Source organism: Streptomyces sp. NBC_01775 (assembly GCF_035917675.1).
In the GTDB taxonomy this organism is placed as follows: Bacteria; Actinomycetota; Actinomycetes; order Streptomycetales; family Streptomycetaceae; genus Streptomyces.
This window is the reverse complement of record NZ_CP109104.1, coordinates 117,175-138,239: the sequence shown is the minus strand read 5'-3', so window position 1 is coordinate 138,239 and position 21,065 is coordinate 117,175. Positions and strand designations below refer to the sequence as shown.

The following is a 21,065-nucleotide window of genomic DNA, read 5'->3' as shown; positions in this document are numbered from 1 at the left end:
CTGCTTCCGGCCGGTACGGGGCGAGTGCGCGGGCGTGTGCGGCGGCCGGGCGGCGAGGCGGCGAAGTGGCCGCTGCCGGCACCCTTGGGGCGCCGGCAGCGGCGCGGGAGCCCCTGGCCTCCTCGTGCGCGACGCCAGGACGCCGGGCGGCGCACACACCTCGCCGCCCGGCACAACCTCCCGACGCACGCGCCGACTTGGTCTCCCGGACGCCCGCCCTGCCCTGGTCCGGCCGCCCCGTGGGACAGCTGTAATCCCATGCCTACGGCTGGTATCGACGGGGCATGGATGCAAGGTGTGCTCGGGGATGAGCGGGCGTGACGACAAGGGCCCTTCCCTCGCGCCCCGGTCTCCTGCCCGGAGGCATGGGGAGCACCCGCGATGTCCCCGCCATCCGTCCTGTCCCGTGTGCCGAAACGGAGATTTTCCCGTGTCCGAGCAGCCCGACCTCCTCGTCCTCGACCCGACCAGTGCCGATCCCGACGCCGAGCACCAGGCGTTGCGCGCGCGGGGACCGGCCACTCGCGTGGACATCCTCGGCGTCACGGCGTGGTCGGTCACCGATCCCCTGCTCTTGAAGAAGCTGCTGACCGGTCCGGACGTCTCCAAGGACGCCCGGCAGCACTGGCCGGGCTACGAGGAGGCCGTCTCCCGCTGGCCGCTCGCGCTGTGGGTCGCTGTCGACAACATGTTCACGGCCTACGGCAGCGAACACCGGCGGCTGCGGCGGCTGGTCGCCCCGGCATTCAGCGCCCGGCGCGTGGCCGCGCTCAAGGAGACGGTCGAGCGGCTCGTCGCTGACCTGCTGGACGAGCTGGCGAGCCTCCCGCCCGGTGAGCCGGCCGATCTGCGGGAACGTTTCGCCTACCCGCTTCCCATCCGGGTCATCAGCCATCTCATGGGTGTGCCCGAAGCCCAGCGCGAAGCCTTCCGCTCCCTCGTCGACGGGGTCTTTTCCACCACCCTCACCTCCGAGGAGGCAGCCGCCAACACGGTCAGCCTCTACGCCGTCCTGGAGGAGATGATCGCCGCCCGGCGTGCCGAGCCCGGCGAGGACATGACCTCACTGCTGCTCGCGACGCAGGACGACGAAGGCGACAAGTCGGCGCTGACGACCAGCGAACTGCGCGACACGCTGCTGTTGATGATCAGCGCGGGCTACGAGACCACCGTCAACCTCCTGGACCAGGCCATCACCGCCCTGCTGAGCCACCCCGACCAGCTCGCCCATGTCCGGGAGGGGCGCGCCTCCTGGGACGATGTCGTGGAGGAGACCCTGCGGCTGGAGTCGGCGGTGAAACACCTGCCGCTGCGGTACGCCGTCCGTGACATCCCGCTGCCCGACGGACAGGTCATCGCGTCCGGAGAACCCATCCTGGCCTCGTACGCCGCGGCCAACCGGCACCCTGACTGGCACGGCGAGAGCGCGGACGCCTTCGATCTGACCCGCACGGCGCCGGGTCCGGAGCATCTGGCCTTCGGCTACGGCGTCCACTTCTGCCTCGGCGCTCCGCTGGCCCGCCTGGAGGCCACCACGGCGCTGAGGGAGCTCTTCGCCCGCTTCCCCCTGGCGGAGCTGGCGGTCCCGGCGGACGAACTGGAGCTGATCCCTTCGCTGATAACCAACGGCCACCGCACCCTCCCGGTGCGGCTCCGCCCGGCTCCCACCGCCTGACCACGGACTGCCCGGCCACGACAGGGGCGTTGGCCGACCCTCCCGGCCCGCGGGACTCGAACTCCGGGGCGAGCGCCTGTCGTTCCGGGCCGTCGTCGGATCCCTCGAGCAGCGGGCCGGCGGTCACGTCCACCGGCGGGCCACGAGCACCGTCCAGCACGTGAGCGCGCCGCACAGTGCCGCGCCGGTGGCGAACACGGCTGTGTGCCGGCCGTCTTGGAGCAGGGAGGTGGTGAGCGCCACCGCCGCCGAGCTCGCGAGCAGCGCCGCCGCGGAGAACAGGGAGGCGGCACGGGCGCGAGCCGGAGCGGGAAGGAGCCGGGGCAACCAGGTCTGCAACGTCGTGTGGAGGTAGCTCCACGCGACGCCGAGCAGTACCGCGCAGAGCATCAAGACGGTGGCTCCCGGCAGCACAGCCGGGAGGCCCGCACCGGCCGCGCCCAGCCAACCCCCGGTCACCAGAAGCCGTTTCGGGCCCCATGCCCGGGCGTGCCGGCGCAGGAGCAGGGTGCTGACCAGCACGCCTGTGGCGTACAGAACCAGCACGGCGGAGGTCGACGTGTCCGCGCCCGCCATGGCGAGGGCGGGGGAGAGGAGCGCGGGCAGCCCGAGCATCACGGCGCCCTCGGCCGCGCCCAGACCGATCACCGTCAGGTACGTGGAGGAGGGCCACGTCCGCATCGTCCCCGCCGGTGCCTCGGTGCTGGTGACTTCTACCGCGGCTGCCGGAGGCGCGGTGCTCACCCGGCACGCCGTCACCGCGGTGAGTACGGCGATCACGGCGAACGCGGGCCGCCACGAGCCGCACCGCAGGGCCATGTCAGCGAGCAGTGGGGAGGCGATCGCACTCGTCGCGGTGACGGTCGTGAGGGTGGCGAAGGCTCGTTGCCGGTCGCCTGCCGGGCGCAGCGTCTCGTAGAACAGGGAGATCGAGGGTGTGACGGCGGCGAAGCCCGCACCGGCGGCGGCACGCAGCGGAACCCAGTACACCGGCCCCGGACACAGCGCCGAACCCACGGAGGCCGCGGTCGCCAGCGCCAGTCCGGCGCGCAGACAGTGCCCGGGCCCGTAGCGGTCGGCCAGCCAGCCCCACAGCGGCAGGGCGAGCCCCTGTCCCAGCGGATAGGCGGCGATCCCCGCCGTGACGGTGGCGATGTCGGTGTGCCAGGCGGCTGCGAGCGCGACCAGCAGCGGAGCGCCCACATGCCAGTCGGCGTTGCCGAGAGCGGCGGCCCAGCGCAGCCCGCGCATAGGGGCACCCCTCTCGTGCGGCGGGTCGTGACCCGGCCCAAAACGCGGGGAGCGGCCGGGCGGATAACGATCCAGAGTAAGGGGATTTAGACCATCACAGACCAACTGGGCAATATTTAGACACCATTGAGCCAATTAGTCTGATGAGAGAGGATTCACCGTCGACGATCAGTGCCGCGCGACCTTCCGGCCAGGCCGCGGTCGGTGCCGGTCACAGCGGCGGGTCCGCGCCGGATTCGCACCGGCTTCCCCGAGGGCGTCACCGGAGGGCGTCACCCGAGGAGTATCCGCATTCCGCGCCATCCGGTCAGGCGTTCGCGCGGCGAGGTCCCCGTGCCCCCTGCGCCCCGGCCCCGTGGTGGCGGCCCTTCGGGATCACCAGCGGCGTTCCGGCGACCGGGTCGGTGGTCACCTCGCAGCTCAGCCCGAAGACCTCCGCGACAGAGGTGGCGGTGATCACCTGGTCGGGCGTGCCCTCACCGACGATCTCGCCGTCCTTCATGGCGACCAGGTGATCGGCGTAGCGGCAGGCCTGGTTGAGGTCGTGCAGCACCATCACGATGGTGCGGCCCTCGTGCCGGTCGAGGTCGACGACGAGGTCGAGCACGTCGATCTGGTGGGCGAGGTCGAGGCACCAAGGCGGCGTTCACCGGCCCGAACAGGTTGTGGAAGTAGAGCGCCGCCGCGGTCGCCGTGCCCACCGACACGGCGTTGTCGCGCACCCAGCACGAAGCCCGCGCACAGCACGGCGACCAGACCCGGGTATTCGGCCACGTGCAGCCGCCCGTAGAAGCCGAGCACCAGCCGGACGCCGCGCAGGCTGAGCGCGACCGCCTCCCGCGAGCGGCGGGCGACCCGTTCGGTGTGCTCCTCCTCCAACGAGTAGGCGCGCACGATCAGTGCGACGCGATCCGCGACGGCCAGCAGCGCGGGACTGCTGGTGACCAGCACGGTGGTACGGCCCCGGCGCAGCTCGCGGACCCCGGCGGCGATACGGGACTCCGTCGCGGAGTCGATGGCGGTCGTCGGGTCGTGGACGACCAGCACGTCCCGGCCGGCGGCCAGGGCCCGTGCCAGTGCGACCCGTTGTCGCTGGCCGCCGGACAACGCCCGGCCGCGCTCGCCGACGGGCGCGTGCACGCCGCCGTCCAGGGACGCCGCGACCTCGTCGGCACCCGCCGCGGCCAGAGCCGCTGCCAGTGCCGCGTCCGGGGGTCCCCGCCCGCCGCCGCGACGTTCTCCCGCAGCGATCCGGCGAACAGGTCAGCGCCGTGCTCGGCGACCAGTACGCGCGCCCGCAGCTCACGCGGGGCCAGGTCGGTGAACGGCACCTCGTCCAGTTCGAGGCGCCCGGCGCCCGGGTCCACTTGCCGGGCGAGGCAGTGTACGAGTGCCTCCGCGTGGGCCGCCTCGGTGGCCACGACACCGAGGAACTCCCCGGGCTCGACCGTAAGATCGAGGCGGTCGAGCCCTCCGTGGGTGAGCCCGCGCAGCCGTAGCCCGCCCCGCGAGCCGGCGTCCGCGGAGCCCGCGTCAGCAGGGCTGTCGACCGGGCCTGCGGGGGCCGCGGGAAGATCGCCGGGGGCGGACAGCACCGTCGCGATACGGTCCGCCGAGGCACGGGAGCGGGCGATGTCGGCGCCCGCCCACGCGATGACCTGGAGCGGACCCGGAAGGAAGAGGGCCAGCCCCACGGCAGCCACCAACTCGCCCGGCCGTCGAGCCGGAGAGCACGAGCCGGCCACCGACCAGCGCGACGCAGGCGATGAACACACCGGTCAGCGCCTGCATCAGACCTGTCTGGACCGCCTCGGCGCGCGCCGCGCGTACGGTCGCGCCGAGCGCGGCGCGGCTGGTGCGGCGGTAGCGGTCGGCAGCCGCGCGCTGGGCACCGAGGCCCTGGAGCACCCGGACGCCCGCGACGAGGTCGGCGGCGATGCCCGAGGCGTGTGCGGCGCGCTCCTGTTCGACGTGGCTGCGGTGCTCCAGCGGGCGCGCGAGCAGTTGCCCCAGGCCCATCAGCACCGGGGTGCCCAGCAGGATCAGCACGCCGAGCGGCACTGAGGCGCGCAGCAGCACGGCTCCGGCGGCCAGGCCGACGACCGCGGCGAACCCGAGCGGCAGCGCCAGGGATACGGCACCGGCGCGGCGGGCGTCCTCGGTGGCGACGGTGACCAGCGCGCCCGGCGGCCGACCGGTGGCCGCGCCGCCGTACGGGGCGAGCACGCGCCGCACCAGCCGCATCCGCAGCGTGTGCCCAGCGCGTTCGGCGGCCCGCTCGCCGGCGCGGGCCCGAGCTGGAAGCCGCCGGAGAGGAAGACGTAGACGACGGCGAGGACGAGGGCCCAGCGGGCGAGCGAGGCGCCGTCGGGGTGGACCACGGCGCGGTCGACGACGAAGCCGATCAGCACCGGGATGAGGGCCTCGCCGATCTGGTGCACGGCGCCGAGCGCGCAGCCGACGGCGACATCGCGCCGCTCACCGGCGACGACGCCGCGCAGGACGTAGCGACCGGCTCGGCCGGACGGGCGTTCGAGGTCGCCCCACCGTGGTGCCACACCCATGACGCCCTCCCCTCCACCCCATTGGGAGAGGTAAGGCTGACCTAATATTTTTGGGGGACAGGTGGCGGCTGCCTGCGGGGGTCTCGCGTCCCCGTCCGGGGGCTCTCGATCGGCATGGGGATCGGCCCGGTGACGGCGGCGCCGACCCCGGCCCCGGCCGCCCGGTGACCACGACAGCCCCCACCTGACCGGGGAGGCCCCTGACAGGCGGAACGGAGCGAGGCGCGACCACAACTAAGAGAGGTGCGCCCGTACTTGCCGCCGCCCGGTGCTGCCGCGGCGGACCTGACATGACATGACCCCGAAGCCCACGTCCGGGTGGACGATCACCCGAGGATGAGCGGGATGTGCGCGGCCAGCTCGCCCAGTTCGGCCTTCTCCGCGTCGGTCGGGGCACGCCGTCCCGTGCCGACCAGCAGCGCGTCCGTGTCGGAGAACGACTTGGGGAACGCGGCCCCCGCGATCTTCCCCAGCATCTCACGGGTCCGGGCGAGCCCCTCCGCGGGCGGCTCAGCCAACCCCGGGAGGTGCGCGACCAGGTCGAGGTGGTGCAGCGTCCACTCCAGGACGTACGCGGAGAGGTAGTCACCCGCGGTGAGGACCATGTCCTGGGTGCTGACCCGGAGGCCGGGGTCGGCGAGTTCGGCGGCGCGGCCGGCGGCGGATCCGACGTCGTCGAGGTGGAACTTGAGCAGTCCGGGCTCCTCGTACGCGGCAGCCAGCCGGGGGATCAGCGCGTCGAGCGGGTCGTCGCCGGCCGGCGGCGTTTCGGCGACGTTCCAGTAGGTCACCGCGTCGCGGGTCGGTTCCGTCTCGGCGGGGGTCACGAGGGTGATCAGAACGTCCTGAGCGTCGATGACCAGATGACACACCAGGTCCCGCACGAGCCAGCCGGCACAGCCCGACGGCTGCGCGAAGTCCTCGTCCGGGAGTTCGGCGACCGCCGTGCGCAATGCCGCCCAAGAGCGTGAGAAGAGATCCACGCAGGCACGCTAGTGCGGTGCCGCAATCGCGGACAACCGCATTTGAACGGCGCCTCGCGTACCCGGACGACCGAGGTGACGGATGCGGCCTCTTTGACCTTCGCGATCAGGCCGCCGGAACACGTGCGGAAGTCCGGGCGTTGTCACCGAATGCTCCAGTTGTTGACCAGTCAGCTTGTCGTGCTCGTGCTCGTTGTGCCTTTGTTTGTGCTGGCGGCACGTCGGAAGGCGGCTCAGCTGGCTCAGCGGCGAGGGTGGTTCCCAGGTCGTTTCAGGGATCCCGACCCCGGGGCCAGGGCCAGGGCCAGGGGCGTGGGAGCGACAGCGGTTGAGGAGCTCCACGCGTTGATCTACCCGGGCAAGCGAGTTCAACTGGAAGAACAGCGCATCGAATTGGTCCTTCGGGAGGACGAGGAGGATGGCGCACCCGAGAGGACCGGCATAGATCTCGACGCCGGCAGAGCTCGTTTTTACCGCACCCGCCCCGGCCGCTGACCGCCTGCGGCGAGGGGCGGTCGCGGTGCGCCCGGCGGCGCGCCTCGGTCGTTGCAGAGCTCAATCCGGAGCGGTCGATTTTGCTGATGGTGATGCTGAGGGCTGTCCCGCAAGTGATCTCGACGTGTGGTGAACATGGGTCGCGGCCGGCATGGTCACGGCGCCGGAGCCGTTGTGGAGCCCGTTCACCGGGATGAGCCCGCGTGCCTTCGGCAAACCGGCTCGCCCTGAGCTGAGTGGTCAGCCGGTGAAGGAATCGGGGCCGAAGCGGCCCCACGCCAGGAACAGGGCCAGAGCGAGGTAGACCATGTCGCCCGCGATCGTCGCTCTCTCGCCACGGCGGAGGCGCATGGTCAGCGCGCCGGCAAACAGCAGCACCAGTCCGGTCGCGACCAGCGGCATCAGTACCGGCGCGATGTCGAGCGCGGCGGGCAGTACCAGGCCCACCGCGGCCAGGAGCTCGACGCCGCCGATGGCCTTGAGGACACCGGGGCTGAAGTCCTCAACCCATCGGGTGGCGGTGCCGCCCACGACGGCCAGTTCTTCCTTGGGCACGAACATCTTCGCGCTGCCGGTCAGGCAGACGGCGGCCATCAGTCCGGCGACGATCCAGAGTGCGAGGTCCATCAACAGCTCCTTGAACGGGGATTGTCTGCTTCCCCCAGGGACGAGACAGCGCCCTCGCCTGTGACGCCTGCGGGCGTTCGAGGCCGGGAGACGTGGATCGCACGCCTCCGTGTCACAGGGCGTCGGGCTGTCTCGTCCCTGGTGTGTAGCCACTGACGAGCACGGAGGAGCACATCATGGACGCGCGACTGAACTACTTCGCCAGCCCGACGGCCGGAAAGGCCCTCAAGTACCTCATGTCGGCGGGCAAGACGCTCAAGGAGTCGACATTGCCTGCCGCGACGCAGGAGCTGGTGGCCCTGCGCGTGAGCCAGATCAACGGCTGCGCCGTCTGCGTCGACATGCACACCAAGGAGGCCGCCGCGGCCGGCGAGACCGCGGTGCGCCTGAACCTGGTGGCGGCGTGGCGGGAGGCCAAGGTCTTCTCCGAGGCCGAGCGTGCCGCGCTGGAGCTGGCGGATCAGGGAACGCGGGTCGCGGACGCGGCCGGCGGGGTCAGCGACGAGGTGTGGGAACGTGCCGCGAAGCACTACGACGAGGAGCAGCTACCCGCTCTGGTGCTCCTGGTCTCTTTCATGAACATGGCGACCCGGATGAATATCATCGCCCATCAGCAGGGCGGCGACTACGAGGTCGGGCAGTTCCACTGAATGGCCATGGACGACCCGCCCGGGGCGCTGTCACAGGCCCCGTGCCCGGGGCCTGTGACAGCGCCCCGCCGAGGACCGCAAGATCACCAGAATGTGCCCGCGTCGGGAACCGCGGCCGGGCGGGAACTCAAGGGAGATGCGGCGTGAACAAGGTCGAGGAATTCGAGGAACTGCGGCCACTCCTGTTCTCGATCGCCTACCGGATTCTGGGCAGCGTGAGCGAGGCCGAGGACGCGGTGCAAGAGACATGGCTGCGCTTCGACGGCTCGCCCACCCTTCCCACGTCGGCCAAGGCGTTTCTCTCCACCACGGTGACTCGGATCTCGATCGACGTACTGCGCTCCGCGCGGGTGCGGCGGGAGGAGTACATCGGCCCGTGGTTCCCCGAGCCGCTGCTCAGCGATCCGTATCAGGATCCGGCGCGCTCGGCGGAGCTGGCCGACTCGGTGTCGATGGCGGCGTTGCTGCTGCTTGAGCGGCTCAGCCCGCTGGAGCGGTCGGTTTTCGTGCTGCGGGAGGTGTTCGGCTTCGGGTTCGACGACATCGCCTCGGCGGTGGGGCGTTCGGAGGCGGCGTGCCGGCAGCTGCAGGTACGGGCACGGCGGCACATGGAGGCCGGGCGGCCGCGGTTCGAAGCGGACCGCAACGAGCGTGAGGAGCTGGCGACGCGGTTCTTCGACGCCCTCCGCGAAGGCGACGTCGCCGGCCTTCGGGATCTGCTCGCCGCCGACGTGTCGATGGCCGGGGACGGCGGCGGAAAGGCCCCGCAGCTGGCCAAGGCCGTCGTCGGCGCCGAGAACGTGGCCCGGCTGCTGGCCTCCGTCTTCCCGCTGATGGCCCGGATCGACGTGATGTTCGAGCCGCACGAGGTCAACGGCCAGCCCGGCGCGATCTTCCGCGACCCGGACGGCAAGGTCCTCCATGCTCTGGCCCTCGACGTGCTCGATGGGCAGATCCAGACCATCCGCTCGGTGATCAACCCCGACAAGCTCGGCCACCTCGGACCGGTCGCTGACGCCTGGGCCATCGACCGCGAGGTGAAGCAGGCCCGCCAGCGGACGAAGTGACCTCGGGACAGGCGTGGGTCGGCTCGTCCACCGGCAGCTCATGTCAGCGGCGCAGGTTGGCCGGTTCGTCCATCCGGCGAGGTTGAGGTTGTGCAGGCGGGCTATGCCGCGCATCGCGTGGTGCACGCCGTCGCCGCGGAGGCGGCAGTCGCGCAAGACCTTCCAGGTCTTCATACGGGCGAAGACGTGCTCGACGCGGGCCCGGACCTGCTTGTGGCTCTTGTTGTGTGCCTGCTTCCAGTCGGGAAGTTCTTCGTCCGCGCTGCGACGGCGGTGAGGGATGACCAGTCCCGTTTCGCGGTAGCCGCCTTCGGCGATCGTTGCGGTCTTCCCGACGGCGTCCTTCGCGCCGGACTCGGCCCAGGCCCGGCAGTCATTGTGGTTGCCCGGCAGTGGCAGGCCGACCACGACCACCAGCCGGGGGCGGCGTCGACGACCACCTGATGGTTCGTCGAGTACCGATAGTTCTTCGACTGCTCAGCCACGGTGTGATCGCGGGTCGGTACCAAGGTGCCGTCCCCGATCAGCACGTCGTCCTTGCGGAAGCGGTGCCGCGGCGGGAGCGCGAGCTTCGGTCCGAGGTGGTCGACGACCCGGTCCGCCGCCGACTTCGACACCCCGACCAGCGGCGCCAGTTGCCTCAGCGTCAGGTTGGTGCGCCAGTACGCGGCCACCAGCAGCACCCGGTCTTGAAGCGGGAGCTTCCAGGGCCGGCCACGTCCCGGCGCGTCGACGCCCTCGCAGCGTAGTTGAGTCACCAACTTTCCGAAGGTACGCGGGCTCAGCCCGGTAAAACGGGGCGATCCAAGAAGACTCCGACGCCATGATTACACCAGCCACAGTCCAGGACTGCCGCACATCAAGATCGCTCACGGGACAGCTCTGAGGAGACTTTCCGGAGGGTGTAGCTCACGGCTGAGGGAACTCATCTTGCTGAGTGATCATCCGCATCCACGCCTCCAGGGTGGCGACAAATTCGTCGAGGTAAGGAGTGGTGTGGGAAGCCCGCTCATGGTCCCAGTCGGGGTCGAGGACGACGACGCGGAAGCCGGCGCCGGCGTACCAGCCAGCATCTATGTTGATCTCCCGAGCCCGCAGGCTGCCTTGGCCGCCGTGCTCCGCCACCTCTTCTGCGGTCAGCCACGGCAGTGGGGCGGTGCCCGCCCAGTACAGATCCTCGGAGTCGTAGGCCTTGACCCTTCCATCCGGCAGACGTCGGGCATCCGCCCGTCTTCGACCGCGAGGGCTGCAAGGCCCGGCACGCGGTCGAATGCGGGATCAGCCGTCTCAAGCAGCACCGGGCCGTGGCGACCCGGTTGGACAAACTTGCGGTTCGGTTCGGGGCGACGGTTCAGGTCGCGGCGATTCATCAGTGGCTGTGAACCCTCAGTCTGCCGTCGTGCGGATGCCCCAGCAGGAAGGGACGGGCCTGCGGTCATTACGGAGGAAGGGCGCATTTCCTGGCATTGGCGCGAGGCGGGGTGTATGGGGTTGCACCTTCCGTAGCGGCATGTGGTCCGGTGGACTTACGTCCCGATCCCTTGAGGAAAGGTCCCTGCTCATGCGTTCGTCCTTCATGCCACCCCGCCAGGTCAAGATCGGTGACGCGGCAGCCTTCGCCGGCAGCACGCCACGGGCGATTCGCCATTACCACGAGATCGGCCTGCTCCCCGAGCCTGAGCGGGGCGGCGATGACCGCCGCCGCTACGGGTACGAGGACATGATCCGCCTGCTGTGGATTCGCAAGATGGCCGACGCCGGGATCGCCCTGGACGACATCCGTGACGCCTTTACCACCGGCACGGCTTCCGCCGGTGCGGACAGCGGAGACGGTATCGCGGGCATCCTGGAGCGGTTGGAGGAAACCCTCGCCGAGCAGGAGGCGGAATTGCGGCGGCAGCGGACCGCTGTGCAGCGGATGCGCACCGAAGGCAGCCGGATGGGCCTGCTCTCCGACTTCGTCACCGAACGCCTCAAGAGCCTGCCCGAGGGCTCTTTGCGTCAGGCGGACCTGGACAGTCTGCTGGTCACTGAGCGGATCTTCGGCCCGCTCGGCGCGGCCGTCCAGGCCACCCGCTTCGTCGTCCTGGCCACGCATCCCACTCTGCGGGAGGACTCCGACCGCATCGATGACGCCGAGGAGGCACTCGATGACAGCGTCGCCGTCGATGATCCACGGGTGGTTCATGTGGCCGTCGAGCGGCACGCTTTCGAAAGCGCCCTGCAGGCCGTTATCGAGGAGTCTGGCCTGGGGAAGGACGACGATGCCCTCTTCGACGCCTGGGACACTTTGCACCCTGCTACCGCCGCTGACGGCGAGGACGAGGCCGACCTCAGCTCTGGCAGGCGGGAGGCTGACTCCATGAGCGTGTTCGAAGCCATCGGCAAGATGCCCTACGACTTCTCCCCAGCCCGCCTGCGCTGTATGGAACTGACCGAAGAACTATCCGCCCAAGACTCACCCGCTACCTAAAACACGGCCTAGCTGTGTTGTCCCGGGACGTTGGTGACGGGTGACACGCCCGTGGTGGGTGCTTGAACGAGGTGAGGGCCTTCTGGCTCGGTGTGGATTGCGACATCTACCGCCGAGTGCAGGAGGCCCTCGTGATCCACCGTAACGCCCCGTTGACGCCGACCGGTCGGCTGCGTCTGGCCAGGTGTGTCGTCGAGGACGGCTGGCCGGTACGCAGGGCGGCCGAGCGCTTCCAGGTCAGCCACACCACCGCCGCCCGCTGGGCCGGCCGCTACCGCCGGCACGGCGAGACGGGCATGTACGACCGCTCCAGCCGCCCTGCCCGCTGCCCCTGGCAGACACCGCCTCATAAGGAGGCCCGCGTGCTTCGGATGCGGCGCGAGCACCGGATCGGCCCGCTGCGCCTGGCCGCACGGACCGGCGTCGCCGCCTCCACCGCCCACCGCATCCTCCAACGTCACGACTCGCCCGCCCTGGCCGTCCTCGACCGGGCCACCGGTGAACCCGTCCGCCGCTACGAGCGCTCCCGCCCCGGCGAGCTGATCCACGTCGACGTCAAGAAACTCGGCCGCATCCCCGACGGCGGCGGCCACAAAGTCCTCGGCCGGGCCGCGGGCAGCCCGAACAAGGACCGTCGCCACGGCATGGGATACGCCTACCTCCACACCGCGCTCGATGACCACTCCCGCCTGGCCTACACCGAAGACCTGCCCGACGAGACGGCCCCGACTTGCGCGGACTTCCTCCAACGGGCCACGGCATGGTTCGCCCGACAAGGCGTCACCGTCGAACGTGTCCTGACCGACAACGCCTGGGCCTACACCAAGAACACCTGGCGCCAGACCTGCCACGAGCTGGGCATCTCTCCCCGCTGGACGCGACCATGGCGCCCACAGACCAACGGCAAGGTCGAACGCTTCCACCGCACCCTGCTCGACGAATGGGCCTACCACCAGCCCTATACCTCAGACGCCCAGCGACAGGCAGCCTTCCCCGACTGGCTGGACTGGTACAACTACCACCGACCCCACACCGGAATCAGCGGCCACACCCCAGCCAGCCGCATCACCAACCTCCCCGAACAACACACCTAGCCCGGGGCCCGCGATCAGAAGACTGACCGGAACGGACAGCTGGCAGCACGCCGCGAGGGTGAGGGCGTGGCCGAGAGGGCTGCGAAGCGTGGGCTCGTCGTCCTTGGCGAGGATGTCTCCGCCGACGTCCAGCAGCTCGATCGCGTCGGGGCCCAGGTGCTCGGTGAGTTCTTGCAGCTGCTGCGTGATTCCCCGTACACCCGCGTGCGGGTCGATCAGAGCGAAAGTGTGAGGGCGCTCCGCTGCGAGTCTGGGCAGTGTCGAGCCGGCGGGGGCCACCGGCCGCGCGTCGCGCGGTACTGCGTAGGCGGTGGGTGTGAGGGCCTTGAGGCCGTATTGTGCTTGTTCGCCGCCTCCTCGTCGAGGACGAGGGAGAGGCTGTCGAACTGGTCTCCTCGTACTTCCCGCGACGACGAACGGCAGACAGAGGTGGCCGCCGGACCGGATGCACTCGTACGTACCGAGCGCAAGACCGCGCGCGAAGACGGCAACGGGTCTTCTGGCACGGGTGTGACACAGACCTTCTGTTTACAAACTGTAGGTGGGTGGGGCGGGGACGCTCATCGCGGCTGCCGCGAGGTGCAGGAGAGGCGGCGCCGGACGACGGTGGTTGCTCTGGTTGCTGTACTCCGCTGCTGTACCGCAGCCGCCCCGCATGGACCTCAGCCGCAGACAGCTCGCCACGACGCCGGGAGCGCCGAACGACCAGGCGCGCGTGTGCCCCGCGCGCCGGCCACCGGCCTCAGCCGAGCTGTCTGGACGAACAGACGTCGCGCGGCGGGGATGCCTGGAGTCACTCCGACACTCGCTTCAGGAGTTCGCTCAACAGGCCGTCTCGGCTTCGTGGCCTGCCGCCGCTGCGCTCGCGGGGCGCTTGGCGCATGCGCCGAGGGAAGCGCGTCCGTCCCGCGCCGGTCGGTGTGGGACGGACGCGCTCGGCGGGTCAGTCGCAGAGGTGGCCCCACGAGTTGTTGGGACGCCAGGTCTCCTTGCCGGAGCCCGTCCCCTTCCAGCTGAACGTCGCCACTACCCTGAAACTCTCCCGTGGCCAGGTACACGGGTCGATGGTGGTGGTGCCGGCCAAGTCCTCGGTGTCATGCCAGCCGTCGTCATCCCTGGCGGTGCGCACCGTAATCAAGTCAGCGCCGCTGGTGCGCTGAAGCTTCACGTTGGAGACCGCCACCTTGTAGGTGCCGCCACCGGCGGCATCGGTGATTTTCGCCCGCGCCCGGTAGGTGTCGGCGGTCTCGTCCCACCAGACGGTGGCGCAGCGCTTGACTGCGGTGCCGTGACACTTCCAATCGCTTGCTGCTGATGCCGACGACGGAGTGAAGACGATCGACGCGCCGAACGCTGCGGCGACCAACGCGCCGGTGGTGCCGAGCCGGCCCACACGCTTGAGCCTCATGAAAACCCCCCTGATCTGCCAGTGATTCCAGGGGGACCCTAACCAGCAAATCGCAGCAACTGCCCGGACGTGCGGAGCGGTTGAGCTGCTGTGACAAAGTCAGAGTCCGGTTCCGTTCCGCCAGGGCGACGGGGGCGACTGAGGCTGTCCTCTCAGTCCTCGACCCACATCGCGCGTGTGAAGTCGGCTTCACCACATCCCGGGGCGTCGAGGGCGCATCCGCATCCCGCGCATCGGAGGGTGATCTCCGTGCCGGCCGTGCCGCCGCCGTCCGGAGCCGGCACCGTATCGACCCGCCTGCGGGCGACCACCCACTCCTGCCATTCCTGCTCGGTCACCGCCAACTCGGCCTGGATACAATCGGCCTCCTCACGCAGCTCGTGCACGCGAAGGCGAGCACCCCGCTCACGCTGTTCCAGCAGAGCGACCACCGACGGCATCCACAACCTTCCGGAGAGCGGCAGCAGGACAGGCCGCTACTCCCACGGGGCCCCGGCCCCCCGCCTGAGCAGCGGAAACGCGGCCCTCAAGGCCGGAAAGACAACCGCGTCCCAGGTCTCACCCGCCTGCGTCCTGATCTGCTGGAGGGGGCTCAAAGAAGACCGCTGTGCAGCCACGCGGACGAGCCGCACCTTGCCCAGCCCGCGCTCCGGCAGCGACACCGGCACGCTCCCCCAAACGCAACCGTCGGCCTTCACCATCCACAACAAGGCGGCGAAGACCGACGTCACGTGCAAGGGCCCGACCCTTTGTCAACAGTGTCAACCCGGTCCGGCCCTCAGGTGTCAGTCCGCGACCATCAGCGCCCAGCCGCGCGTCAGGTCCATCTCGCAGCGGTAGCCGCTGTAACCGTGGCGGAGGTAGTACGCACCGCCCCTTTCGCATGCCTCCTTGCTGGGGTACCAGTCAATGAAGTGCCAGGCGTTGGCCCCCTGGACGGAGGCGGTGCCGGCCGTGGCGGGCGTCGACGTGGCGGCGGCGGCCGGGGCGGCGGTGGCCAGGGTGCCGAGGATCGCCACCGCCGCGGCGGTGGCGGCGAGACGGGCCGAACGGGATCTCATACGGATTCCTCCCTGTAGGACACGGACGACGCCATGGGAGTGCGCACACGGCACGGCGAGAGGCCCGCGGCAACGACCGGATTCCCTCATGTCCCTGCTGTGCACCGCCAGTTGGCGGACCCCCGTGGTGACATCGAAGAGAGTAGCGGGGGTCGGGGCAGCTGCCACTGGCATGTGAGGTGACCCGGGTCACATCTTCCCCGCGCTCCTCCTGCACATCTCATGAGCCAGGCACAGGACCGTCAGACAAGGGGTGACCGACGACAGGAGGTGAGGACTGTACGGCGAAGCCCGGGGGGCAGTGCCCGCCAGACGCAGCCGCTGACCAACACCTAGGTGATCGCGTGAAGACCGCCTCGTCATCGATGTTCGCGACCCCGCCGGCCTGCGGACGCCCCCCGTCGACGGCAGCAACGGCAGCAACGGCCTGGCAACCTCCCCAATCTTGCCCCGGGGCGCCACCGCGAGGCGCTGCACCTGCGCCGGCCTCGTGGTGGTTGTGCAACCATCCCCTCCCCTTCCGTACATCCCACCGCCCCCACCGCCCGGCCACCCGTATCCGCCCCCCGCATCCCGGCTACCGGTATCCGCCCCCGCGTCCCTACCCCTCCGCCCAGTGCCGGTGCGGCGGGCCGGGCCGCTCAGGCGGGCATGGCGCGCGGTGGGACCGATCGGGGTGGGGAGGCGGGTCTTTCTGCCGTCGCGGCCCGGGTGGGTGGAGGACGTCCGGGTGAGACACATCCAAAAGGTCCGAACCGTAGTGGGTCTGGGTGCCTTCCTCTGGGTGTCCTTCTCGTACCGCCTCGCACAGAACCAGGGCGAGGCTGCCGAAGACCGCTTCGATGCTGCTCGTCGACGTGTTCACCGGCGCCTACGCGGGCGTTCCCGCGTCCTTGCGGGTGATCATGCTCATGGGAGCGCCGGTCTCGGTGACCGTGGTGGGCCTGTGGGAACTGCACCGCCTGCGCGCTTCCTACGGCCTGAGAGTGCGCGGGGCACTTCTCCGCTGAGGCGGCAACTCCCCACATGAGGCGGCAACTACCCACGCCGCCACGCCAGCCGGGCCCGCAGGTTCTTCAACGGACACCCACCATGACGAGACCACCTGACAAGCACTGCCAACAGCCCGCCGCAGGTCTCGCCCCCCTTACGACGTCGTGACCGCCTCATGAGTGTCCGGGCCCGGCTCGGTGGTTGTGGTTTCTTGTGCGGCTCCTGGGGCCGGCAAGCCGGTGGAGTGGTCCTCGGCCGGGGTCTGAGCGGCGGCCCGCCACCACGGCGCGGACGGAATGTGCTCAGCGGTGGGCTCGAAGGGCTCCCCGGGGCGCGGCAGTGCCGCCCGTGCGCCCGCCCGAGTGGCCGCTTTGACGGTGCCCTCGCCGGGCTCTTCCCATGGGTGCGGCGCGAGGTTGAACGTGGCCCAGTGGATCGGGAGCATCACCCCGGCGGGTCGGCCTCCTTGGAGGTCCAGGTGTGCCCGCATGCCCTCGTCGGGTGTCATGTGGATGTCGGGCCAGTATTCGCTGTACGCACCGACCTGGATCATGGTCGCGTCGAACGGGCCGTGCGCGGCACCGATGTCCCGGAATCCGGAGAAGTAACCGGTGTCGCCGCTGTGGTAGATCCGGTGACCTGATGGCCCTTCGACGGCCCAGGACGCCCAGAGGGTGTGCTGTTGGTTGCGCAGGCCACGGCCGCAGAAGTGCCGGGCCGGGGTCGCGGTCAGCCGCAGGCCGCCGACGTGCGTCGACTCGGCCCAGTCCAGCTCCCGCAGCCGGTCTGCCGGGACGCCCCAGCGCTCCAGGTGCGCCCCCACGCCGAGGGGTACCGCGAAGACCGCGTCCGTCGAGGCCAGCTCTTTGATCGTGGGCAGGTCGAGGTGATCGTAGTGATCGTGGGAGATGACGATGACGTCCAGGGGGCCCAGCGAGGTCAGCGGCAGCGGAACCGGGTGCAGCCGCTTCGGCCCGGCGAAGGTGCACGGGGAGCAGCGCCGGCCCCATACAGGGTCGAAGAGGACCCGTCGGCCGTCGATCTCGGCGAGCACGCTGGAGTGGCCCATCCAGGTGAGCCGCAGCCCGGAGGCCGGAGGCCGGGCGAGGTCCTGGGACGTGGTGGTGTGGAGCGGTATGGGCGCTGCGGGGCGCCGGCGTCGGCGCGCTTCTTTACGGAAGTAGACCTTCGCGAACTCGGCCTTGGAACCGGGGGCCTCGACCGCCGGGGTCCCCTCGGGGTTCTGGAACGTCTTCCCTCTGAAATGGGGAGAGCGGCGGATCCGCTCCATCCGCTCACCGGTGGGATCGGCGCCGAATGCGGCGGGCCGCAGCGACCGCAGCCGTGAGAGTGCCGGTTGCGGGTTGCCTGAGCTGGCCACGGGACCTCCTGGGATCTTCGCTTCATTCCCTCACCTGGGCTTGGGCCAGGGAGCGACGGGGTCCTCGCGGGCACGGGTTCGACAAGGCCCCCGCAGCCGCAACGACCGGGGCGGGTGAAAAATTGCCGAGCCCTCCGTTCGCGGCCTTCGCGGGGGAGCGTGTCCGTCCGTACCCGCCGGCGGAGCTGCCGCGGCGGACGTGGATGACGCCCCTGCGGGTGCGGTCACATCGGCACCGATGAAGAAGCCGCGTTCTGGGACCGGGCGGGTGTCGAAACGCCGCGGCGCACTCCGGCGTTCGCATCGAGGAGAGGTGCGAGCCGGCGCACCTCAGCAACCGCCAGTGTCGACGGGCGAACGGGCGAACGGGCGGGAGGGAAGATCGTGATTCTCTCGGCTCGCCTCGGGGCCAGGGAACTACTGTTGCGAGCATGGTCGAACACGATGCCCTCGGTGCCACCCGCGAGTCTTACGACGCTGCTGCCCTCACCTATGCGCAGCTGTTCCGTGACGCGCTGCGTGACAGTCCCCTGGACCGTGGGATCTTGGGTGTTTTCGCCGAGGTCGTAAGTGCGAGTGGGGACGGTCAGGTCGCGGACCTGGGGTGTGGGCCTGGCTATGTCACCGCCTATCTGGACGAGCTGGGGCTGGCGGCGTTTGGTGTTGATGCCTCTCCTGCGATGATCGAGTTGGCTCGACAGGCCTATCCGGGCCTGCGGTTCGACGTGGGCTCGATGGCCGGGTTGAACATCGCTGACGGCGTGCTGGGCGGCGTACTCTCACGTTGGTCCATCATCCACACGCCGCCGCCGGAACTCCCCGTCATCCTGGCGGAGTTCCACCGTGTGCTGGCACCCGGCGGCCACCTTCTGGTCGGCTTTTCGGCAAGCGATGATCCCTCTCATCCGACGCAGGTCTTCGATCACGCAGTCGCGCCGGCCTACCGGTGGTGGCCTGATCACCTCGCCGCGATGCTGCGCGAGTCCGGGTTGGCGGAGGTGGCCCGGACGGTTCGCGAGCCTCAGCCCACCGACCGACGGCAGTTCCGGGAGGTTCAACTGCTCGCCCGCAAAGCCTGGTCAGGGGCTGCCTGACCGGACGCGTGACCGCATCCCATCCACGGCGTCACCGTTCGATCCCCCTCGGCCTGACAGCGCAAGGTCTGATCGGCCTCTTCGCGGGCGTGGAGTTCTCCACCGGGATGAAGCTCATCATGACGTGGCTCCCGTACAGGGAAAACGGCAGAGCGAGCGGGTTCTTCAAGACGGCGACATCGCTCGGCACCGTCATTCCAACGCCGTGGTGCGGGAAGACCGTCCCGGCAGGGTCACCGGCTCCGAGTACGCCGGTCGTGGCGCGGCTGCGGCAACCGTCTGAGAGGCCGTTCAGGGAACGTGTCGAGGGTCGAGCGGCGCGGATGGCCTTGCGCCGGAGACTCTCCGCCGCAGGACCCTCGGTCGGTCACTCGCCCAGGAGCCGGGACGGGCGGTGTCACCACTGGCTTCGAGCCCTCACCGGAGCGAGTTGCCGTCTTCCTCCAGCGTCACGGCAGAAGCGGCCCTCGGCAGCCGTCCCCGGCAGCCGAGAAGACACGAAGAGCGGTGCTACGCCTCGTACACCCGGGTCAGCAACTCCATCAGCTGCCGGCCTTCCGCCGCGCTGAGCGGCGCCAGGAGCTCGTCGTTGGCCCGCTCCGCCAGCCCCGCGCACCGCTCCAGAGTCCGCACGCCCGCCGGCGTCACCGTCACGGCGTTCTTGCGACGGTCCTGCGGATCGGGTTCCCGCACCGCAAGCCCGGCTTCCTCCAGGTGGTTGAGCAGGAGGACCACGTCCTTCGCGTCGAAGCCCAGCCGGCGCACCAAATCCGCCTGGGCGACCGGGCCGTACTCGCACACAGCCGCGAGCACGGCGTGATGCGGCAGCCGCAGTCCTTCCTCTGCGATCGCCTCGGCGACCAGGCTCCGGCCGCGCGCCGCTACCCGGCCGGCCAGCCAGCTCGGCAGGGACTGGACGTGTGCCAGGGCATGCGGGCGTTCGGTGGGGGTCATGGAAGCAGGCTATCCCGAAGTCATTGGACTTCCCAATGACCTCTCTCTACGCTGGCGATCCATTGGGAATACCAATGATTATTGGAGCCGTGTCATACCCGGAGGTGTCCATGCGTCGTGTTCGCTATGAGGTCAGCGGTGGCCCCGAGGTTCTCTTCACCGAGGAGGCCCCCGTTCCGGTACCCGGGCCGGGTGAGCTGCTCGTCCGTACCGAAGCGGTCGGTGTCACGCTGCCGACCGTACGAAAGGTGCGCGAGGGCGCCGAGCCCGTCCCGCTCAGCGGCGAGGTAGCAGGCACCGTCGCCGCCGTCGGTGAAGGCGTCACCGGTTTCGCCGTGGGCGACCGCGTCACCGGGCTCTGCTTCTCCCACGCCTATGCCGAACTGGCCCTCATCCACCAGGCGATGGCCTCCGCCATTCCCGACCGGGCGACCAGCGTCGACGCGGTGGCCCTGGTCCGCAGCGGCCTGGTGGCACGCGGCGCCTACGAGGCCGGCCGCCCCCAACCCGGCGACGCCGTCCTGGTTACCGCAGCGGCCAGTGCGGTCGGTACCCTCGCACTGCAGTACGCGAAGGCAGGCGGGGCCTCCCGCGTGATCGCGGCCATCAGCAGTGCGGACAAAGCGGAGTTCGTCCGCGCACTCGGCGCCGACGAGGTCGTGCTCTACGGGAACGAGTCCTGGGGCGATCCGGTCGACATGGTCATCGACGGGGTCGGCGGAGAACTCCTCGGCCCCGCGGTGCGCGCACTGGCCCCCAGCGGCCGTCTGGTCGCCTACAGCTCGGGCGGCGGCACGGTCGACGCGTACGAACTGCTCATCCGGAGCGCCTCGGCCATCGGCTTCCAGATGGCGGCCATCGCCCGGGGCGAGCCCGAGGTGTACGCGCGCTGGCTCGACGAGCTGTGGGAACGCCACCGCAACCGCACGCTGTGCCCCCGCGTATCCGCTGAGATCCCGCTCGCCGAAGCGGCGCGAGCCCACGAGATCATCCACTCCCGCCGCAACCTCGGCAAGGTCGTTCTGGTCCCCCGGGGCTAGGGCCGCTCGTTTGGATCTTCGTGGATCAGGCCGCGTCGTCAGATGCAGGGGCACCTCCCACAGGGGGCGCCTCCCAGCGGCGGCTGGGGAGCATCGCACGGCGCAGGAGCGTCCTCGTGCTGGGCCTACTTGGCTGCTTCGACAACGCGGCGAGGTGCCGTGTGCCCTGCCACCTGCGGTTCTTCTTCCAGGCGGGCGTCCATGCCCCGCTGTGTCCCGCCGACGTCGACAGCCCGTACGGCTACCCCTGCGAGC

The 21,065-nt window shown here is 70.3% G+C and carries 19 protein-coding genes, 5 pseudogenes and 1 riboswitch; of the genes and pseudogenes, 10 read left to right on the top strand and 14 right to left on the bottom strand.

Annotated features, from left to right (window positions below):
• Window positions 1-430 precede the first annotated feature (430 nt).
• A complete protein-coding gene (locus tag OHB04_RS00710; protein ID WP_326685789.1) occupies window positions 431-1,675 on the top strand; it encodes a cytochrome P450 family protein in 1,245 nt (414 codons plus the stop codon).
• Window positions 1,676-1,798: 123 nt separating this feature from the next.
• On the opposite strand, the gene OHB04_RS00705 is transcribed toward OHB04_RS00710, so the two are convergent.
• The 4 genes and pseudogenes from OHB04_RS00705 to OHB04_RS00695 form a co-directional block, all read right to left on the bottom strand.
• Window positions 1,799-2,926: an MFS transporter gene (locus OHB04_RS00705; protein ID WP_326685788.1), complete on the bottom strand. Its 1,128-nt coding sequence runs from the start codon at window positions 2,924-2,926 to the stop codon at window positions 1,799-1,801.
• Window positions 2,927-3,106: 180 nt separating this feature from the next.
• A riboswitch (cobalamin riboswitch) is annotated at window positions 3,107-3,177 on the bottom strand.
• Between the two features lie 56 nt (window positions 3,178-3,233).
• Window positions 3,234-3,569 (bottom strand): annotated as a pseudogene (locus OHB04_RS00700) (ABC transporter ATP-binding protein); the annotation flags it as partial.
• Window positions 3,559-3,820, bottom strand: a pseudogene (locus tag OHB04_RS41635) (ABC transporter ATP-binding protein); the annotation flags it as partial. The pseudogenes OHB04_RS41635 and OHB04_RS00700, both read right to left, overlap by 11 nt.
• Window positions 3,821-5,337 (bottom strand): annotated as a pseudogene (locus OHB04_RS00695) (ABC transporter transmembrane domain-containing protein); the annotation flags it as partial. It lies immediately after the preceding pseudogene.
• On the opposite strand from OHB04_RS00695, the gene OHB04_RS00690 reads away from it, so the two are divergent.
• A complete protein-coding gene (locus OHB04_RS00690) occupies window positions 5,299-5,535 on the top strand; it encodes a hypothetical protein (protein WP_326693132.1) in 237 nt (78 codons plus the stop codon). The pseudogene OHB04_RS00695 and the gene OHB04_RS00690 overlap by 39 nt on opposite strands.
• Window positions 5,536-5,816: 281 nt before the next feature.
• On the opposite strand, the gene OHB04_RS00685 is transcribed toward OHB04_RS00690, so the two are convergent.
• Window positions 5,817-6,473 (bottom strand): maleylpyruvate isomerase N-terminal domain-containing protein, encoded by a 657-nt coding sequence (locus OHB04_RS00685; protein WP_326685787.1) that lies wholly within the window; start codon window positions 6,471-6,473, stop codon window positions 5,817-5,819.
• Between the two features lie 150 nt (window positions 6,474-6,623).
• On the opposite strand from OHB04_RS00685, the gene OHB04_RS41630 reads away from it, so the two are divergent.
• Entirely contained in the window at window positions 6,624-6,968 is a 345-nt protein-coding gene (locus OHB04_RS41630; protein ID WP_442814765.1) for a DUF6191 domain-containing protein, read from the top strand.
• 240 nt (window positions 6,969-7,208) lie between these two features.
• Here OHB04_RS41630 and OHB04_RS00680 read toward each other — a convergent pair whose 3' ends face one another.
• Complete coding sequence (locus tag OHB04_RS00680) at window positions 7,209-7,595, bottom strand: DoxX family protein (protein ID WP_326685786.1); 387 nt, start codon at window positions 7,593-7,595, stop codon at window positions 7,209-7,211.
• Window positions 7,596-7,771: 176 nt separating this feature from the next.
• On the opposite strand from OHB04_RS00680, the gene OHB04_RS00675 reads away from it, so the two are divergent.
• Together OHB04_RS00675 and OHB04_RS00670 are read left to right on the top strand one after the other, a co-directional pair.
• Complete coding sequence (locus OHB04_RS00675) at window positions 7,772-8,245, top strand: carboxymuconolactone decarboxylase family protein (RefSeq protein ID WP_326685785.1); 474 nt, start codon at window positions 7,772-7,774, stop codon at window positions 8,243-8,245.
• A gap of 143 nt (window positions 8,246-8,388) precedes the next feature.
• On the top strand, window positions 8,389-9,312 hold the full coding sequence (locus OHB04_RS00670) for an RNA polymerase sigma-70 factor (protein ID WP_326685784.1): 924 nt from the start codon (window positions 8,389-8,391) through the stop codon (window positions 9,310-9,312).
• Between the two features lie 72 nt (window positions 9,313-9,384).
• Here the strand turns inward: OHB04_RS00670 and OHB04_RS00665 are convergent.
• Window positions 9,385-10,152: pseudogene (locus OHB04_RS00665) on the bottom strand (transposase); the annotation flags it as partial.
• A 69-nt stretch (window positions 10,153-10,221) separates the two neighbouring features.
• A complete protein-coding gene (locus OHB04_RS00660; protein ID WP_326685783.1) occupies window positions 10,222-10,437 on the bottom strand; it encodes a hypothetical protein in 216 nt (71 codons plus the stop codon).
• A gap of 436 nt (window positions 10,438-10,873) precedes the next feature.
• On the opposite strand from OHB04_RS00660, the gene OHB04_RS00655 reads away from it, so the two are divergent.
• Window positions 10,874-11,785, top strand: coding sequence for a MerR family transcriptional regulator (locus OHB04_RS00655; protein ID WP_326806502.1), 912 nt, complete (start codon window positions 10,874-10,876; stop codon window positions 11,783-11,785).
• A 131-nt stretch (window positions 11,786-11,916) separates the two neighbouring features.
• Window positions 11,917-12,879: an IS481 family transposase gene (locus OHB04_RS00650; protein WP_326693403.1), complete on the top strand. Its 963-nt coding sequence runs from the start codon at window positions 11,917-11,919 to the stop codon at window positions 12,877-12,879.
• A 57-nt stretch (window positions 12,880-12,936) separates the two neighbouring features.
• Here the strand turns inward: OHB04_RS00650 and OHB04_RS00645 are convergent.
• The 4 genes and pseudogenes from OHB04_RS00645 to OHB04_RS00630 all read right to left on the bottom strand — a co-directional run.
• Window positions 12,937-13,302 (bottom strand): annotated as a pseudogene (locus tag OHB04_RS00645) (DUF1152 domain-containing protein); the annotation flags it as partial.
• Window positions 13,303-13,822: 520 nt separating this feature from the next.
• Complete coding sequence (locus tag OHB04_RS00640) at window positions 13,823-14,287, bottom strand: hypothetical protein (RefSeq protein WP_326685781.1); 465 nt, start codon at window positions 14,285-14,287, stop codon at window positions 13,823-13,825.
• Window positions 14,288-14,439: 152 nt separating this feature from the next.
• The gene (locus tag OHB04_RS00635; protein WP_326806501.1) at window positions 14,440-14,673 is read right to left on the bottom strand and encodes a hypothetical protein; all 234 of its coding nucleotides are present in this window, start codon (window positions 14,671-14,673) and stop codon (window positions 14,440-14,442) included.
• A 399-nt stretch (window positions 14,674-15,072) separates the two neighbouring features.
• On the bottom strand, window positions 15,073-15,348 hold the full coding sequence (locus tag OHB04_RS00630; RefSeq protein WP_326685780.1) for a hypothetical protein: 276 nt from the start codon (window positions 15,346-15,348) through the stop codon (window positions 15,073-15,075).
• Between the two features lie 842 nt (window positions 15,349-16,190).
• On the opposite strand from OHB04_RS00630, the gene OHB04_RS00625 reads away from it, so the two are divergent.
• Window positions 16,191-16,358 (top strand): hypothetical protein, encoded by a 168-nt coding sequence (locus tag OHB04_RS00625; RefSeq protein WP_326685779.1) that lies wholly within the window; start codon window positions 16,191-16,193, stop codon window positions 16,356-16,358.
• A gap of 137 nt (window positions 16,359-16,495) precedes the next feature.
• Here OHB04_RS00625 and OHB04_RS00620 read toward each other — a convergent pair whose 3' ends face one another.
• Window positions 16,496-17,722: an MBL fold metallo-hydrolase gene (locus OHB04_RS00620; RefSeq protein ID WP_326806500.1), complete on the bottom strand. Its 1,227-nt coding sequence runs from the start codon at window positions 17,720-17,722 to the stop codon at window positions 16,496-16,498.
• A gap of 431 nt (window positions 17,723-18,153) precedes the next feature.
• On the opposite strand from OHB04_RS00620, the gene OHB04_RS00615 reads away from it, so the two are divergent.
• Window positions 18,154-18,816, top strand: coding sequence for a class I SAM-dependent methyltransferase (locus OHB04_RS00615; protein ID WP_326685777.1), 663 nt, complete (start codon window positions 18,154-18,156; stop codon window positions 18,814-18,816).
• A 510-nt stretch (window positions 18,817-19,326) separates the two neighbouring features.
• Here the strand turns inward: OHB04_RS00615 and OHB04_RS00610 are convergent.
• On the bottom strand, window positions 19,327-19,770 hold the full coding sequence (locus OHB04_RS00610; protein ID WP_326685776.1) for a MarR family winged helix-turn-helix transcriptional regulator: 444 nt from the start codon (window positions 19,768-19,770) through the stop codon (window positions 19,327-19,329).
• Window positions 19,771-19,880: 110 nt separating this feature from the next.
• Here OHB04_RS00610 and OHB04_RS00605 point away from each other — a divergent pair, with 110 nt between their 5' ends.
• Window positions 19,881-20,810 carry a quinone oxidoreductase family protein gene (locus tag OHB04_RS00605; RefSeq protein WP_326806499.1) on the top strand — a complete coding sequence of 310 codons (930 nt, stop codon included), beginning with the start codon at window positions 19,881-19,883 and terminating at the stop codon, window positions 20,808-20,810.
• Window positions 20,811-21,065: the final 255 nt, after the last annotated feature.